This window comes from Vannielia litorea, from assembly GCF_018424695.1.
Classification (GTDB): domain Bacteria; phylum Pseudomonadota; class Alphaproteobacteria; order Rhodobacterales; family Rhodobacteraceae; genus Vannielia; species Vannielia litorea_A.
On sequence record NZ_QTNQ01000003.1, the window covers coordinates 42,987 to 58,851 of the forward strand.

Annotated in this window: 15 protein-coding genes; 12 read left to right on the top strand and 3 right to left on the bottom strand. The window is 66.7% G+C overall.

Features of this window, described 5'->3' with window-relative positions; all coding sequences use genetic code 11:
* Positions 1-12: 12 nt before the first annotated feature.
* Positions 13-1,386, bottom strand: coding sequence for an L-serine ammonia-lyase (locus DYI42_RS02125; RefSeq protein WP_213544264.1), 1,374 nt, complete (start codon positions 1,384-1,386; stop codon positions 13-15).
* Between DYI42_RS02125 and DYI42_RS02130 the strand changes: the two genes are divergently transcribed.
* The 8 genes from DYI42_RS02130 (at position 1,385) to DYI42_RS02165 (ending at position 9,834) form a co-directional block, all read left to right on the top strand.
* Positions 1,385-1,993, top strand: coding sequence for a GNAT family N-acetyltransferase (locus DYI42_RS02130; RefSeq protein WP_213544265.1), 609 nt, complete (start codon positions 1,385-1,387; stop codon positions 1,991-1,993). The genes DYI42_RS02125 and DYI42_RS02130 overlap by 2 nt on opposite strands.
* A 186-nt stretch (positions 1,994-2,179) precedes the next feature.
* Positions 2,180-3,091 carry a cation diffusion facilitator family transporter gene (locus tag DYI42_RS02135; RefSeq protein WP_213544266.1) on the top strand — a complete coding sequence of 304 codons (912 nt, stop codon included), beginning with the start codon at positions 2,180-2,182 and terminating at the stop codon, positions 3,089-3,091.
* 75 nt (positions 3,092-3,166) lie between these two features.
* Positions 3,167-3,946 (top strand): ribose-5-phosphate isomerase RpiA, encoded by a 780-nt coding sequence (gene rpiA / locus DYI42_RS02140; protein WP_213544267.1) that lies wholly within the window; start codon positions 3,167-3,169, stop codon positions 3,944-3,946.
* A gap of 39 nt (positions 3,947-3,985) precedes the next feature.
* On the top strand, positions 3,986-5,356 hold the full coding sequence (gorA, locus tag DYI42_RS02145) for a glutathione-disulfide reductase (RefSeq protein WP_213544268.1): 1,371 nt from the start codon (positions 3,986-3,988) through the stop codon (positions 5,354-5,356).
* 117 nt (positions 5,357-5,473) lie between these two features.
* Positions 5,474-6,715, top strand: a complete 1,242-nt coding sequence (hflK, locus tag DYI42_RS02150; protein WP_213544269.1) for an FtsH protease activity modulator HflK — start codon at positions 5,474-5,476, stop codon at positions 6,713-6,715.
* Positions 6,715-7,914: a protease modulator HflC gene (hflC, locus tag DYI42_RS02155; RefSeq protein WP_213544270.1), complete on the top strand. Its 1,200-nt coding sequence runs from the start codon at positions 6,715-6,717 to the stop codon at positions 7,912-7,914. The genes hflK and hflC overlap by 1 nt, the downstream gene beginning before the upstream one ends.
* 3 nt (positions 7,915-7,917) lie before the next feature.
* Positions 7,918-8,112: a DUF2065 domain-containing protein gene (locus tag DYI42_RS02160; RefSeq protein WP_213544271.1), complete on the top strand. Its 195-nt coding sequence runs from the start codon at positions 7,918-7,920 to the stop codon at positions 8,110-8,112.
* A 237-nt stretch (positions 8,113-8,349) separates the two neighbouring features.
* The gene (locus DYI42_RS02165) at positions 8,350-9,834 is read left to right on the top strand and encodes a Do family serine endopeptidase (protein WP_213544272.1); all 1,485 of its coding nucleotides are present in this window, start codon (positions 8,350-8,352) and stop codon (positions 9,832-9,834) included.
* 291 nt (positions 9,835-10,125) lie between these two features.
* Here the strand turns inward: DYI42_RS02165 and DYI42_RS02170 are convergent, their stop codons facing one another.
* Both DYI42_RS02170 and DYI42_RS02175 read right to left on the bottom strand, forming a co-directional pair.
* Complete coding sequence (locus tag DYI42_RS02170; protein ID WP_213544273.1) at positions 10,126-11,103, bottom strand: alpha/beta fold hydrolase; 978 nt, start codon at positions 11,101-11,103, stop codon at positions 10,126-10,128.
* A gap of 4 nt (positions 11,104-11,107) precedes the next feature.
* Positions 11,108-11,395: an SCP2 sterol-binding domain-containing protein gene (locus tag DYI42_RS02175; RefSeq protein ID WP_213544274.1), complete on the bottom strand. Its 288-nt coding sequence runs from the start codon at positions 11,393-11,395 to the stop codon at positions 11,108-11,110.
* 81 nt (positions 11,396-11,476) lie between these two features.
* On the opposite strand from DYI42_RS02175, the gene DYI42_RS02180 reads away from it, so the two are divergent.
* The 4 genes from DYI42_RS02180 to fdxA are packed head-to-tail and all read left to right on the top strand — an operon-like array spanning position 11,477 to position 15,811.
* Positions 11,477-12,112 (top strand): tetratricopeptide repeat protein, encoded by a 636-nt coding sequence (locus DYI42_RS02180; protein ID WP_244867419.1) that lies wholly within the window; start codon positions 11,477-11,479, stop codon positions 12,110-12,112.
* Between the two features lie 30 nt (positions 12,113-12,142).
* On the top strand, positions 12,143-15,055 hold the full coding sequence (locus DYI42_RS02185; RefSeq protein WP_213544275.1) for a helicase-related protein: 2,913 nt from the start codon (positions 12,143-12,145) through the stop codon (positions 15,053-15,055).
* Entirely contained in the window at positions 15,052-15,429 is a 378-nt protein-coding gene (locus DYI42_RS02190) for an RNA-binding S4 domain-containing protein (protein WP_213544276.1), read from the top strand. Before DYI42_RS02185 ends, DYI42_RS02190 begins: the two co-directional genes overlap by 4 nt.
* A 46-nt stretch (positions 15,430-15,475) precedes the next feature.
* Positions 15,476-15,811 (top strand): ferredoxin FdxA, encoded by a 336-nt coding sequence (gene fdxA, locus DYI42_RS02195; RefSeq protein ID WP_213544277.1) that lies wholly within the window; start codon positions 15,476-15,478, stop codon positions 15,809-15,811.
* The last annotated feature ends 54 nt before the right edge of the window (positions 15,812-15,865 follow it).

The window sequence follows — 15,865 nt, forward strand, 5'->3', positions numbered from 1 at the left end:
CGCCTTTACCCCTCAACAATTCGGCACATTCACCGCCAGCCCGCCAAGGCTCGTCTCCTTATACTTCTCGCTCATGTCCCGCCCGGTTTCCATCAGCGTCTTGATGCAGGCATCCAGCGGCACAAGGTGCGAGCCATCCCCCCGCAGCGACAGGCTCGCCGCCGAGACCGCCTTGATTGCCCCCAGCCCGTTGCGTTCGATGCAGGGCACCTGCACCAGCCCGCGCACCGGGTCGCAGGTCATCCCGAGGTGATGCTCCAGCGCGATTTCCGCCGCGTTCTCCACCTGCTCCGCCGTGCCGCCCATCACCGCGCACAAACCGGCCGCCGCCATTGCCGCCGCCGAACCCACCTCGGCCTGGCACCCCGCCTCGGCGCCGGAAATCGAGGCGTTGTGCTTGATCAGCCCGCCCACCGCCGCCGCCGTCAGCAGGAACTGCCCCACCTTCGAGGGCACCGCGCCGGGCACGTGGTCCAGCCAATAGCGGATCACCGCAGGCACCACCCCCGCAGCGCCATTGGTCGGCGCCGTCACCACCTGTCCGCCCGCCGCGTTCTCCTCGTTCACGGCCATGGCGTAGCAGCTCATCCAGTCGTTGATCGTGTGCGGCGCGGTGAGGTTCATGCCCCGCTCGGCCTGCAACGCCTCCCAGATCTTCGCCGCCCGCCGCTTCACCCGTAGCCCGCCCGGCAGCACGCCCTCATTCTCCAGCCCGCGCTGCAAACAGCCGTTCATCACCTCCCAGATCCGCGCCAGCCCGGTCTCGATCTCCGAGGCACTCCGCCGCGTCCGCTCATTGGCCATCTTCATCGCGGCAATCGAAAGCCCGCTCTCGGCGGCCATGTCGAGCATCTCCTGCGCCGACTTGAAGGCGAAGGGCACCGGCGCGCCCTGCGCCGTGTCCGCTCCCGCCGCCAGCTCCGCCTCGCTCAGCACGAAGCCGCCACCGACCGAGTAGTAAACCTCGCGGTCGATCACGTCGCCCTGGCCGTCGAGCGCCTCGAAGGCCAGCCCGTTGGGGTGGCCGGGCAGGGGGGCGTCATAGTCGAAGATCAGGTCGTTCGCCGGGGCAAAACGCAGCTCGCCCAACCCCTCGGGCGCGATCATGCCGGTGGCCTTCACCTCCGCCAGCGCCGCCTCGCCCGCCTCGGCCTCGTAGGTCTCGGGCACGAGGCCCGCGAGGCCCAGAATAACCGCCCGGTCGGTCGCGTGGCCCACCCCGGTGAAGGCCAGCGAACCATGCAGCCGGGCGCGCACGCCGGTGACGGCAAATGGCAGGCCGCGCAGCCTCTCAAGGTAGCGCGCGGCGGCCACCATCGGCCCCATGGTGTGAGACGATGACGGGCCGATGCCCACCTTGAACATTTCGAAGACGGAGACGAACATGGCCGCCACCATGGCAGCGCCGCGCCCGGCGGCAAGCCTGAAAACGACACTTCCCGCACGATGCCCGCACCAGGCCGTCCCCATGCTCGAAACACCACGCCTCCTTCTGCGCCCTTTCACCGAGGCCGACCTCCCCGCCTTTGCCGCAATGAACGCGGACCCGGAGGTGATGCGCTACTTCCCCGCGCCGAAGACAGAGGCCGAAACCGCCGAGATGCTCGCCCGTTGCACCGAGAAATGGCGGGCCGACGGCATGGCCTTCTCCGCCGTGACCGACCACGAAGGCGCCTTCCTCGGCATGTGCGGCCTCAACTGCCCGGTCGGCCTCCCGGTCTCGCCCTGCGTCGAGATCGGCTGGCGCTTCCTCTCCTCGGCTTGGGGAAAGGGGCTGGCCTCCGAAGCGGCGCGCGCCTGGCTCGCCTGGGGCTGGGGGCAGGGGCTGTCAGAGGTGATCGCTTTCACGCCGCACCTCAACGCCCCATCCCGCGCGGTGATGGCCCGGATCGGCATGGCCGAGGCGCCCGAACTGGCCTTCGATCACCCGGGTATCCCCGAGGGCGACCCGCTGCGCACGATGTATGTGGCCCGCATCCGCCGCCCCGGTTGAGCCCCGTCAAGCCCCGGCGCGCGATGCGGTAACGTCCGACCGTCTTGCAAATCTGCATATGCATGGGTTGTGCATGGCATGTGCATCACTTGTGCCCCCGGTCGCGGCAAGGTTAATGCCGCTTCGGCAGCTCCGCAGGCGCATTGCCGCATTGCCCGCACGGTTCACCGCGATACCTTCCCGCCCATGCCGCACGACCACCACCACCACGTCGATTCCCAGATGGGAGACCGCAAGCTCGCCCTCGCCGTTCTGGTGAACTTCGGGCTGACCGTGGCCCAGATTGTCGGCGGGTTGCTCTCCGGCTCGCTCGCCCTCATCGCCGATGCGCTGCACAACCTCTCCGATGCCGTCTCTCTCGTCATCGCCTTCGCCGCCCGCCGCATCGCCCGCAGACCGGCGGATGCAGGGATGACCTTCGGCTATGGCAGGGCCGAGATGGTGGCCGCGCTGATCAACTATACCACCTTGATATTACTGGCGGTTTACCTCGCCTACGAGGGGGTGATGCGGCTCTTCGCGCCAGAGGATGTCGAGGGCTGGACGGTGGTGATCATCGCGGCCATCGCGCTCATCGTCGATGCGGTGACAGCCCTGCTCACCTTCGCCATGTCAAAAACCTCCGCCAACATCCGCGCCGCCTTCCTCCATAACCTCGCGGATGCGCTGGGCTCTGTGGCGGTGATCGTCGCCGGCACGCTGATCCTGCTGTATGACTGGCGCCTGGCCGACCCGCTGGTCACGCTCCTGATCTCCGCCTACATCCTCTGGCACGCCCTCGCCGAGGTGCCCGGCGTCATCCGGATGTTGATGCTCGGCGCCCCGCCCGGACTCGATATTACCGAGGTTTCCCAAGAGCTTGCGGCCATTCCTGGCGTTGCTTCCGTGCACCATCTGCACCTCTGGCAGATGCAGGAGCACGAGGCCGCGCTGGAGGCCCATGTGGTGTTGGAAGAGGGCCGGTGGGGCGACGCCGACGCGATCAAATCGGCGCTGAAATCCGCCCTCGCAGCGCGCTTCCACATCCACCATTCCACCCTCGAGCTGGAATGCGCCGCCCACGCCTGCCCGGCGCCTCGGCTCATCGGTCACGGCTGAGGCCGTTTTGCCCTCGCACCCTGCGGCCCCAGCCCCTATAACCATGCCCGGACGGCCACCAGGGGGAGACCGCAGATGACTGACCTTTCGCCGATCGACAAGGCCAAGTTCGTCGCCGCCAAACGCGCGGTGGACTACGTGCAGGACGGCATGCGCGTGGGCCTCGGCACCGGCTCCACGGCGGCCTGGATGGTGCGGTGCCTTGCCGAGCGGGTACAGGAGGAAAGCCTTGATATCGTTGGCGTTCCCACCTCCACCCGCACGGCCGACCTCGCCCGCGAGTTGGGCATCCCGGTGATCTCCCTCGATGAGGCCCGCTGGCTCGACCTCACCATCGACGGGGCCGACGAATTCGATGGCGAACTGAACCTTATCAAGGGCGGCGGCGGGGCGCTCTTGCAGGAAAAGATCGTCGCCACCGCCTCCGACCGGATGGTGGTGATCGCCGACGCGGCGAAGGATGTAACCGCGCTCGGGGCCTTCCCCCTGCCCATCGAGGTGATCCCCTTCGGCTGGCAGACCACAAAGGCGCTGGTCGAGGAAACCCTTATAAACATGGATGTTCTGGGCCGAGATACCTCGCTCCGGATGAACGATGACGCGCCCTATGTCACCGACGAGGGCAATTACATCCTTGATCTCTACCTGCGCCGCATCGGCAATGCGCGTCAGTTGAGCCTCGTGCTCAACCAGGTGCCCGGCGTGGTTGAAAACGGCCTGTTCATCGATATCTGCGACGTGGTGATCGTCGGTCACGGCGACGGGCGCGTTCAGGTGCGCGACATCAACGAAGGCACCGAGGAGGAAGAGAAAATCGACCTTCTCGAGGGAGACAACATCTTCGCCGACCTCTGAGGAGGAGAGGGCGGCCAGAGAGGCAAGGCAGAGCAAGACATGGAATTTGATTACGATCTCTTCGTCATCGGTGGCGGCTCCGGCGGGGTGCGCGCAGCGCGGCTTGCCAGCTCCGAGGCGGGCGCGAAGGTGGGGCTGGCCGAAGAATATCGCATGGGCGGCACCTGCGTGATCCGTGGCTGCGTGCCCAAGAAGCTGATGGTCTACGCCTCGCATTTTCCCGAAGAGATGAAGCTGGCGCAGGCCTACGGCTGGACGGTGCACGCCGGTGGGTTCGATTGGGGCAAGTTCCGCCACCACCTCCACGCCGAGTTGGACCGGCTCGAGCAGATCTACACCCGCAACCTCGAAAAGGCCGGGGTGGAGATCCACGCGCAACGTGCCGTGGTGAAAGACCCGCACACCGTGGCGCTGGCCGACGGCACCGAATTCAAATGCCGCCATATCCTGATCGCCACCGGCGGCGCGCCCAGCTTCCCGCCGTTGGAGGGGGCCGAGGAGTTCGGCATCAGCTCCAATGACGTGTTTCTCTTCGATGAGTTGCCCGAGAGCATCCTGATTATCGGCGGCGGCTTCATTGCCTGCGAAATGGCCTGCATTCTCAACGGCCTGGGCGTGAAGACCACGATCTTCCTGCGCGGCGCCCAGATCCTGCGGGGCTTCGATGACGAGGCTCGTGGCCACCTCGCCGACCACATGGAAAGCCTTGGCATCGAGATCCACACCGGCACCTCGATCACCGACATGCAGAAGCTGGAGCACGGCGTTTCGGTCCGCACCACCACCGGCCATGAGGGGATCTACGAGAAGATCCTTTTTGCCACGGGGCGCGCGCCAAACACCCAAGGGTTGGGCCTGGAGGAGGCGGGCGTGAAGCTGGGCCGCCTCGGCGAAGTGATCGTCAACGAATACAGCCAGACGGATGTGCCCTCGATCTACGCCATCGGCGACGTGACGGGCCGGGTAGAGCTGACCCCGGTGGCCATCCGCGAGGGCGTGGCCTTCGTCAACACCGTATTCCACGGCAAGCCGCAGCCGGTCGATCACGAGCTTGTGCCTTCTGCCGTCTACACCCAGCCCGAGCTGGGCACCGTGGGCATGACGGAGAATGAGGCCGAACGCGCGATGGAGGCGGGCGGCGAGGCCTTCGAGGTCTATTCCACCGCCTTCCGCCCGATGAAGACGGCCTTCGCTCACACCGACGACCGGGTGATGATGAAGCTCATCGTCGGCAAGGACAGCCGCAAGGTGCTGGGCTGCCACATCGTGGCCCCCGAGGCGGGCGAGATGATCCAGCTTGCGGGCATCGCCATCAAGATGGGCGCGACCAAGGAAGACTTCGACCGCACCTGCGCGGTGCACCCGACCATGGCAGAGGAACTGGTGACAATGAAATCGCCGGTCCGCTAGGACGCTGCGACCAGCGGGCGCGGTTGAATTTGGCGCGCGCATGACCACCTGTGCTACAACGAGACAATTAAATCCGCCCAATGCGGCGGAGCGGCAAGGAAGAGGAAAGAGACACATATGGCTGGTAACAACGGCGGCCCCTGGGGCGGCGGATCGTCGGGCGGTGGCTCCGGCGGCGGCAACGGAGACGACCGTGATCGTTCAGACCGCCCCGGCGGCGGCGGACGCAGGCCCGGTGAGGGCGGAGGCATCCCCGAGATCGACCAGATCATGAAGAAGGGCCAGGAGCAGTTGAAGGTGCTCATGGGCGGGCGCGGTGGTGGCAACGGCCAGCGCCCCGGCGGCCGTGGCCCCGGAGGCGGGGGCGGTGCCCCGTGGCTCACGCGCGGCACCGTGCTGATCGGGGGCGCGGCGGCGGTGCTGCTCTGGGCCTTTGCCAGCTTCTACACCGTGCGGCCTGAACAGCAGTCAGTCGAGCTGTTTCTTGGCGAGTATTCCGGCATCGGCACCGAGGGCCTCAACTTCGCGCCCTGGCCGGTTGTGACCGCCGAGGTGATCGACGTCACCACCAACCGCACCGAAGAGATCGGCGTGCGCCGTGGCTCGTCGGGAAATGACGGGTTGATGCTCACCACCGACGAAAACATCGTGGACATCGACTTCCAGGTGGTCTGGAACGTCAAGAATGCGGCCGACTTCCTGTTCTCGCTGGAAGCGCCCGAACTCACCGTGCGTTCGGTGGCTGAATCCGCCATGCGCGAGGTCATCGCCCAGTCCGAGCTGGCGCCCATCCTCAACCGGGAGCGGGCCGAGATCGAGGCGCGCGTGCGTGAGCTGATCCAGTCGATCCTCGACCAGCAGGAAACCGGCATCAACATCATCCGTGTCAACTTCAACCGCTCCGAGCCGCCCAACCAGCCGGTGCAGGTGACCAACGTGAACGGCCAGACAGAGACAACCTCGGTTGTCGACGCCTTCCGCGACGTGCAGGCCGCCGAGCAGGAGCGCGACCAGGTCGTGCGCCAGGCCGACGCCTACGCCAACGGCAGGCTCGCGTCCGCCCGTGGTCAGGCCGCGCGTATCCTTGAAGAGAGCGAGGCTTACCGCTCCCGCGTGGTGAACGACGCCACCGGTGAAAGCTCTCGCTTCATCTCGGTGCTCGAAGAGTATCGCGATGCCCCCGAGGTGACCCGCAAGCGCCTCTTCCTTGAAACCATGGAAAGCGTGCTTGGCGATGTCGACAAGATCATCCTCGACAGCGCCGTGACCGGCGGCGGGCAGGGGGTGTTGCCCTACCTGCCGCTCAACGAGCTGCGCCGTGGCACCTCTTCTTCCACCACGTCCGGGGGGAGCAACTGATGAACCGCCTATCCTATCTCATACCCGTCGTCGTCATCGCGCTCGCCGCGCTGCTCTCCTCCATCTTCATCGTGGACGAGCGCGAGAAGGTGCTGGTGCTGCGCTTCGGCCAGATCAAGCAGGAACGCGTGGAGCCGGGCTGGTACCTGAAGGTGCCGCTGCTCGACGAGGTGGTCAGCTACGAAGACCGGATTCTCTCCATCGAGACCCCGCTGATCGAGGTTACCCCCGCCGATGACCGCCGCCTCGTGGTCGATGCCTTCGTGCTCTGGCGCATCGAAGACATCGTGCAATTCCGCCAGGCACTGGGTGCTGGCGACGAGCGCGCCGGCCAGCGCGAGCTTTCGGGCATTCTCGAAGGCCAGATCCGCGCCGTGCTCGGTGATGAGGGCGTGACCTCCAACACCATCCTTTCGCCCGAGCGGACGGCGCTGATGGACGAGATCGAGGACCGGGTGAACTCCCGTGCCGAGGCGCTCGGCATCGACGTTGTCGACGTGCGGCTGCGTCAGACGAACCTGCCCGAGCAGAACTTCGACGCGACGCTGAAGCGGATGATCGCCGAGCGGGAACGCGAGGCCATCGACGAACGCGCCCGGGGCCAGGAAGCGGCCCAGAGGGTGCGCGCCTCCGCCGACCGGACCTACGAGGAAATCCTCGCCGAGGCGCGCCGCGACGCGCGCATCATCCAGGGTCAGGCCGACGCCGAGCGAAACCGCATCTTCGCCGAGGCCTACGGGCAGGATCCGGAGTTCTTCGAGTTCTACCGTTCGCTGACCGCCTATGAAAACGCGCTGAAGGGCAACAACTCCTCCATGGTGATGACGCCCGACTCCGAGTTCTTCAACTACCTGCGCTCCGACAGCCTGCCCGATGGCAGCACGCCGCGGCCCGCGCCGGTGGACGAGGCTGCGCGGCAGGCCGCCCGTGAGGCAAACGAGGCCGCAAAGGCCGCGGCCGAGGCTGCTGTGAGCGAAGCGGCGGGTGAGGCCGAGGCCGTGACCGAGGAAATGCCCGACCCGATCACGCTGGAGGATGACACCGGCGAGGCTGCGCCGCAGGACCCGGCCGAGGGCCCGGCGGCGGAGGCTTCGGAAGAAGACGCCTCCACCGACGCGCCCGCGGGTGACATCGGTTCCGGCACGGAAGCGCCCGAGGCAGAGGCCGAAGCGGGCAGCACCGAACCCACGGGGAACTGACCCATGGCCATGGCGCTCTATGCGCTCGGTGCGATCTGCATTGTCGAGGGGCTGGTGCTTGCACTGGCCCCTTCGCTTTACGAAGACATCCTCCGCTGGATCGTGTCGCAGCCGCCCGAAGCCCGCCGCACAATGGGCCTTCTGGCCCTCACCGCCGGGGCGCTGTCGCTCTGGGCCGCGGCGTGGATCGGTGGATGACGGGTGTTTTCACGCTCCTTGCCCACGCGGCCCCTTGCACGAAAGCCCCCCGGCTGAGACACTTCGCACCAAGGGGCTCGCGCGGCCTTCACGTCCAAGTGACACACCGCGATAGCCATTGAGTTGCGCTTCTGCCTCCCTATCTGGGAAATAGGCAGAAGCAGAAAGGGGCATCTGACCGGCCTTCCCCCAGGCCGCGCCGGCCGGCCCGCCCCGACGATCAAGGGAGACCATCCAGTGACATCACAGGCAATCGCAACCCCCATTCCGCAGGAGCGGCGAGGCACTTTCGCCTTGCGCAGCCTTTTCGCCCTGTTCATCGGCCTGGCCCTTCTGGCCGCGCAAACGGTGAACGCGCAATCGCGCAGCATCCCCGGCAGCTTCGCCGACCTCGCCGAGCAGATCAGCCCTTCCGTGGTGAACATTACCACCGCCACCACGGTATCGCGCCGCACCGGCCCCACGCCGCAAGTGCCCGAGGGCTCACCCTTCGAGGACTTCTTCCGTGACTTCCTTGACCGCGAAGGCAACCCGGACAGGCCCCGCCGCAGCTCGGCGCTGGGCTCGGGCTTCGTGATTTCCGAAGACGGTTACATCGTGACGAACAACCACGTCATCGAAGGCGCCGACGAGATCACGATCGAGTTCTTCTCCGGACAGGAGCTGGACGCCGAGGTGGTGGGCACCGACGCCAACACCGACATTGCGCTCCTGAAGGTGGAACCCGAAGAGGCGCTGCCCTTCGTGCCCTTCGGCGACAGCAACACCGCACGCGTGGGCGACTGGGTGATTGCCATGGGCAACCCGCTGGGTCAGGGCTTCTCCGTCTCCGCCGGCATCGTCTCGGCCCGCAATCGCGCGCTTTCGGGCACCTATGACGACTACATCCAGACCGACGCCGCCATCAACCGTGGCAACTCGGGCGGGCCGCTCTTCAATATGGACGGCGAGGTGATCGGGGTGAACACCGCGATCCTCTCGCCCAACGGCGGCTCCATCGGGATCGGCTTCTCCATGGCCTCCAACGTCGTCACACGCGTGGTCGACCAGCTGAAGGAGTACGGCGAGACCCGTCGTGGCTGGCTCGGTGTCCGGATCCAGGACGTGACCCCGGACGTGGCCGAAGCCATCGGCCTGACGCCGGCAAAGGGCGCGCTGGTGACGGATGTACCCGAGGGTCCTGCTATGGAAGCGGGCATGAAGTCGGGTGACGTGATCATCAGCTTCGACGGCAAAGAGGTGGAAGACGTGCGCGGCCTCGTGCGCCGCGTGGGCAACACCGAGGTGGGCAAGACCGTCCGCATGGTGGTGTTCCGCGACGGCGAGACTGAAACGCTCAAGGTCACGCTTGGCCGCCGCGAAGAGGCCGAGGGCGCAGTGCCTGCTGTGGCCGAGGGCGACGAGACCGCGCCTGAGGCCCCGCAGGAGCAAGAGCTTCTCGGGCTCACCGTCACCACCCTCACCGATGAGCTGCGCGGCCAGATGAACCTCGACGCGAGCGATGAGGGCCTCGTGATCACCGCCGTCGATGAAATGGCGGAGGCTTACGAGAAGGGCCTGCGCGCCGGTGACATCATCACCGAGGCGGGTCAACAGAAGGTGCGCGCTGTGAGCGAGCTGGAAGACCGGGTGGAAGAGGCCCGCGATGCAGGCCGCAAGTCGCTCCTGCTGCTGATCCGCCGCGAGGGCGAGCCCCGCTTCGTGGCGCTTTCGCTGGAATAATCGAGTTCTCATAGGCGAGAAGACCTGGCCCGCGCTCCCTGCGCGGGCCTTTTTCGTGCCCGGCTCGTGTTAAATTGCGCGCCCTTCGGGCGCATTCCTTTTGTTGATCCGGCGCATTTGGCGCGCGTTGCGACCCAATACAGCCCCGACGCTTGGGGCAGCCAGTTCATGCCCCGGGTTCACCAAGGCAGGAAGCGCTGCTTGCGGGGCCTCCCGAAATCTGATCGCTGAATTGACAACGGGTCATCCCGCTGTCCCTTGGGGTGCCAGGCGATCCCGACGGCGCAGATTTTACGCACCCGCTTTGTCGTTCATAGATGGCTCTGAAACAGGATCATCGGCGTGCTGGTCGAAGAAAGCGATGGTGCGCGCAATGAAGCTATCCCGCACCTCCGGCAGCTCCATCAGGATCTCGTGTTCCGCCCCCTCGGGCACCACAAGCTCCGCGCCCGGCCATGTGGCCACGCGGGCGCGCACGGCGGCAGGGTCCACGATACGCTCGTTGCCGCCAAGGTAGGTCAGGCAGGGCAGGTCGGGGGCAGGGCGGCGCAGGAGGCCGCGCATCTCCACCAGGGCGCGGTTCAGCCAGTGCAGGCTCGGGCCGCCCAGCGCCAGCTCGGGGTGAGCGGTGAGCTGGGCCCGCATGTAGCGCCACATGTCCTCGTCGCGGGTGAGCATGTTGCCCTCGAACTCGGCGGCCAGCGCATAGGTTTCGGGTACCGTGCCGGGGGCATAGCGCCCGCCCATGCCGAGCGGGCGAGAGAGCGCGGAGAGCACCCAGGCCGCGGGGCGCACGACCGGGTGAAACCGGATGCCCCACATCGGCGCCGAGAAGGCCGCGGCCTTCAGCGGCAACCTGTGGGCTGCGCGCAGCCCGATGCAGCCGCCCATCGAGTGGCCGATGAGCACGCGGGGCAGCGCGGCCCCCTCAAGCATGCCGACGGCCTCCACCATGGTATCCACGTCGCGCTGGTAATCTTCGAACTCGTCCACATGGCCAGTGGCCGGATCGTCCAGCGGCCTGTCGGCCAGACCTTGCCCGCGCCAGTCGATCGCCGTCATGTTCCAGCCCGCGGCTACGTATTCCCGCGCCGCGCGGCCATATTTCTCGATGTATTCGGTGCGCCCGGGGAAGAAGAGGATCGTGCCCTTCGCCCCCTCGGCGGGCCACCAGCCCAGGCGCACCCGCACCCCGTCTTCGCAGGTCAGCCAGAAGGCGCGGCCCCCCTCGGGGCCGTCTGCTTCGTCAAAGAGCGGCGCGGGCTCCACGGCGTCAGCTCAGGGCGCCGCCGAGCTTCATCGCCATGCCCATATCGCCATCCACCTTGAGCCGACCGCCCATGAAGGCTGCCGTCGGGTTGACGTCGCCCGAGAGAATCCCCTCGAAGGTTTCGGCATCGGCGGTCATGGTCACCTCCGCCTCCTCGTCGCCCGCGCGGGCGCCGTTCTGGTCGAGCATGATGGCGCCCTCGTCTTCGATAACGAACTTCGCGGTGCCGTCAAACCCGCCGTCCAGCTTCTCGTTCAGGGCCTTCACGGCCCCTTCCACAACAGCACTCATGGCAATCTCCTTCCAATGTGACCGACCGGGGGCTTGGAACCCCCGGCGCTTGCGCTAAACTCATGCACAGATATGCGACCCTTGGCCAGACACCTCAACTTTCACGTCACGGCATTTGCCGTGCTGCTGGCATTTGCCGCACCTCTCGCCGCGCAGGACGAGGAAGTGCCCGGCGCGCCGCCTGAAATGCCCACGCCCTCGCCCGATGTGGATGCCGCCGCGCCCGAGCCCGAGGGCGGGCGCCGCTCGCTGGATCAGCTCTTTGCCGAACTGGCCCAGCCCGAGCAGATGGGCTGGCAGCGCATCGAGGATGCAATCTGGATCGAGTGGTCGCGCTCTGGCTCCGCTCCGATGGACCTGCTGCTGAAACAGGGGCGCGAAGCGCTGGAGCGCGAAGAATACGACCTTGCCATCGAGCACCTCACCGCGCTGACCGATCATGCGCCGGAGTTTGCCGAGGGCTACAATGCCCGCGCCACGGCCTTCTTCCAGCTAGAGATGTATGGCCTCGCGCTGGAGGACATCCGCCGCACGCTGGAGCTGAACCCGCGCCACTTTGCGGCCCTCACCGGGCTGGCCGTCATCATGGAGACCATGGGCGAGGAGGCCCGCGCGCTTAGCGCCTACCAGGAAGTGCTGAAGATCCACCCGCATCGCCCCAACGTGAAGGAGGCCGTCGAGCGGCTGGAATTCACCGTGATGGGCAAGCGCATCTGACCCCCCCAAAGCCTGATCGGAGAAGGCCCAATGGGCGGCGAGCAAGCGCGGATCACGGCCCTTCTGGGCCCGACCAACACCGGCAAGACGCATTTCGCCATCGAGCGGATGCTGGCCTACCCCTCCGGGGTGATCGGCCTGCCGCTGCGCCTGCTGGCGCGTGAGGTTTATGACCGGATCGTAGGGCTGCGCGGGCCAAACGCGGTGGCGTTGGTGACGGGCGAAGAGCGCATCGTGCCGCCGCGCGCGCGCTACTGGGTCTGCACGGTGGAAGCCATGCCGCTCTCGGGCGAGCATGATTTTCTCGCCATCGACGAAATCCAGCTCTGCGCCGACCCCGAGCGCGGGCATGTCTTCACCGACCGGCTGATGAATGCCCGCGGGCGGCATGAAACCATGTTTCTGGGCGCCGAAACCATGCGCCCGGCCATCGCCCAGCTCGTGCCGCGCGCCCAGTTCGTGAAGCGCGAGCGGTTCTCGCACCTGACCTACGCAGGTTCGAAAAAGATAAGCCGGATGCCCGCGCGCTCTGCCATCGTCGGGTTTTCGGTTGAAAATGTCTATGCCATCGCCGAGCTGATCCGCCGCCAGAAAGGCGGCTGCGCGGTGGTGATGGGCGCGCTTTCTCCCCGCACCCGCAACGCCCAGGTGGCGCTCTACCAGAACGGCGATGTCGACTACCTCGTGGCCACCGACGCCATCGGCATGGGGCTCAACCTCGATCTGCACCACGTCGCCTTCTCGGCCACCTCCAAATTCGATGGGCGGCGGATGCGCCCGCTTACCGCGCAGGAGATCGGCCAGATCGCGGGCCGCGCCGGGCGCTACCAGCGCGACGGGTCTTTCGGCGTGACGGGCGAGGCCTCGCCGCTCTCCGAAGAGGTGGTGGAGGCCGTCACAGAGCACCGCTTCGAGCCAGTCCGGCGGCTGGAATGGCGCAACCCCGAGCTGGACTACCGCAGCCCCGCCCATCTCATCGCTTCGCTTGAAGCCCGGCCCGACAACACCCTACTCACCCGCGCCCGCGAGGCCGACGACCTCGGCGCGCTCAAGGCCCTTGCCGCCGCGCCCGAGCTGGCAGCCCGGACCACGTCCCGCGCCGACACCAAGCTGCTCTGGGATGTCTGCCGCATTCCCGATTTTCGCGGCATCTCTCACGCCGAGCACACCAGCTTGCTGACCAAGATATTTGCCGACCTGCACGAGTTCGGCCGCATTCCCGACGACTGGTTCGCGCGGCAGGTGAAACGGCAGGACCGAACCGATGGCGGCATCGACACGTTGTCCAAACGACTGGCGTATATCCGCACATGGACATATGTCGCTCAGCGCAAGGGCTGGCTCGACGACGAATCCCATTGGCGCGAAGCAACCCGCGCGGTAGAAGACCGCCTGTCGGATGCCCTTCACGGGGCGCTGACCCAAAGATTTGTCGACCGGCGCACCTCTGTGCTGCTGCGCCGGTTGAAACAGAAGGAGAGCCTCGTGGCTGATGTGAACGACAAGGGTGAAGTGGTCATCGAAGGCCATACGGTGGGGCGCCTTGAGGGCTTTCGGTTCCGACAGGCCGACACCGCCGACGCGGGCGAGGCCAAGACGCTCCGTGCCGCCGCCGTGGCTGCCCTTGGTCCGCAGTTCTCACTTCTGTCCGACCGGTTCTACAACGCCCCCGATACAGAACTCGACTTCACCGAGCAGGGCGGGCTGATGTGGGGCGAGCATGCCGTGGGCAAGCTGGTGAAGGGCACCGAGGCGCTCAAGCCCGAGGTGAAAGCCTTTGTCGACGACGAGGCCGGTGCCGATGTGGCCGAAAAGGTCACCCGCCGCCTCCAGCATTTCATCGACCGCAAGATCGCCGCGCTCTTCGAGCCTCTGCTGGCGGTAAAGGGCGATGAAGCGCTCACCGGGTTGGCGCGCGGCTTCGGCTTCCAGCTCATCGAGGCGCTGGGCGTCATCCCGCGTGAGCAGGTGGCGCAGGACGTAAAGGCGCTCGATCAGGACGCGCGCGGCGCGCTGCGCAAGCATGGCGTCCGCTTCGGCCAATTCACCATTTTCATGCCGCTGCTGCTCAAACCCGCGCCCACCCGCCTGCGGCTGGTGCTTTGGTCGCTCTGGCAGGGGCTCGATGAATTCCCCGAAAGCCCGCCGCCGGGCCTCGTGACCATCCCCGCGCCCGTTGCCATGCCGGACGGGTACGCGCCGATGTCGGGCTACCGTGTTGCCGGCCAGCGGGCGATCCGCATCGACATGCTGGAGCGCTTGGCCGATCAGCTCCGCAGCCAGGACAGCCGTGCGGGATTCGAGGCCAATGCCGACATGCTCTCGATCACCGGCATGACGCTGGAGCAGTTCGCCGACCTGATGGGCGGGCTCGGCTACAAGGCCGAGAAGGGCGAGCGCGCCAAGGTAAAGCCCGTGGATGCGGTCGTGCCCGAGGCTGAAGGCACCGCGCCGGAAGGGGACACGCCGGTAATGGACGCGGCCGAGGCAGCGCCCGAGGGTGGCATCATCGAAGCGCCCACAGCCGAGACCCCGGCAGATGACATCTCGCCCGAAGCCGAGGCCCTGCCCGACGCAGGCGAGGCACCCGTGGCCGAAACCCCGGCCGAGCCCGCGCCCGAAGCGGCGGTGGCCGAAACGCCTGCCGAAGAACTCGTTCCCGGTACCGCTCCCGATGCCGATGTGGCCGGCCCCGAAATGGAGGTGTTCTATACGTTCACCTGGGGCGGTAACCGCGGCGGTCGCCGGGGCGATCAGCAGGGCAACCGTCCGAAGGGCCAGGGCAAGGGCAAGCCGCGCGGCAAGGGCGGCCCCAAGGGCAAGGGTGGCCCCCGCCGCGACGACGGGCCGAAGAACTTCCAGTCCCGCCCGCCCCGTAAGGAAAAGCAGATCGACCCCGACAACCCCTTCGCCCAGGCTCTGATGGGGCTGAAGAAGGAGTGACGGAGGCCGCGCCGGACAGCCTGCGCATCGACAAGTGGCTGTTCCACGCCCGCTTTTTCAAAACCCGCAGCCTCGCCGCCAAGCTTGTGAGCGAGGGCAAGCTGCGGGTGGACGGGACGCCCATCTCCAAGCCCTCTCGCATGGTCGCGCCCGGTGCCACGCTGACCTTCCCGAAAGACAGCCACATCCGCGTGATCCGGATCGTCGCGCTGGGCACCCGCCGTGGCCCGGCCCCCGAGGCGCAACAGCTTTACGAAGATCTCGCTCCACCCGAAACAAAATCCCGCGATCCGGCGCTTCCGCGGGCCGGGAGCCGCCCGGATGCGAGGGATCGTCGCAAGGCCCGTCTTTTAAGGGGCAAGTCGCTTGAATGACCGGGTGGTTTGAAATACCTCTGCCCCGAACACTTCCGAGGCCCGCATGACCTATATCGTCAACGACAACTGCATCGCCTGCAAATACACAGACTGTGTTGAAGTCTGCCCCGTGGATTGCTTCTACGAGGGCGAGAACATGCTGGTGATCCACCCCGACGAATGCATCGATTGCGGCGTCTGCGAGCCTGAGTGCCCCGCCGATGCGATCCGCCCCGACACCGAGCCGGAAATGGAGAAGTGGGTGGAGTTCAACCGCAAGTATTCCGAGATGTGGCCGGTCATCGTGACCAAGAAAGACCCGCTGCCCAATGCCGACGAGATGGACGGCAAGCCGGGCAAGCTGGAGCTGCTTTCGGAAGCGCCGGGCGAGGGTGGCTGAGACGCCGCCGCGCGGCCGGATTTGACCATCTGGTAAAAACGTCGCAGCTCCGGG

Bases quoted from the DNA above. Each gene is read 5' to 3' on its own strand.
- DYI42_RS02130 (WP_213544265.1), top strand. From the start codon at position 1,385: ATGGCCGCCACCATGGCAGCGCCGCGCCCGGCGGCAAGCCTGAAAACG.
- DYI42_RS02125 (WP_213544264.1), bottom strand. From the start codon at position 1,386: ATGTTCGTCTCCGTCTTCGAAATGTTCAAGGTGGGCATCGGCCCGTCA.
- DYI42_RS02135 (WP_213544266.1), top strand. From the start codon at position 2,180: ATGCCGCACGACCACCACCACCACGTCGATTCCCAGATGGGAGACCGC.
- rpiA (WP_213544267.1), top strand. From the start codon at position 3,167: ATGACTGACCTTTCGCCGATCGACAAGGCCAAGTTCGTCGCCGCCAAA.
- gorA (WP_213544268.1), top strand. From the start codon at position 3,986: ATGGAATTTGATTACGATCTCTTCGTCATCGGTGGCGGCTCCGGCGGG.
- hflK (WP_213544269.1), top strand. From the start codon at position 5,474: ATGGCTGGTAACAACGGCGGCCCCTGGGGCGGCGGATCGTCGGGCGGT.
- hflC (WP_213544270.1), top strand. From the start codon at position 6,715: ATGAACCGCCTATCCTATCTCATACCCGTCGTCGTCATCGCGCTCGCC.
- DYI42_RS02160 (WP_213544271.1), top strand. From the start codon at position 7,918: ATGGCCATGGCGCTCTATGCGCTCGGTGCGATCTGCATTGTCGAGGGG.
- DYI42_RS02175 (WP_213544274.1), bottom strand. From the start codon at position 11,395: ATGAGTGCTGTTGTGGAAGGGGCCGTGAAGGCCCTGAACGAGAAGCTG.
- DYI42_RS02185 (WP_213544275.1), top strand. From the start codon at position 12,143: ATGGGCGGCGAGCAAGCGCGGATCACGGCCCTTCTGGGCCCGACCAAC.
- fdxA (WP_213544277.1), top strand. From the start codon at position 15,476: ATGACCTATATCGTCAACGACAACTGCATCGCCTGCAAATACACAGAC.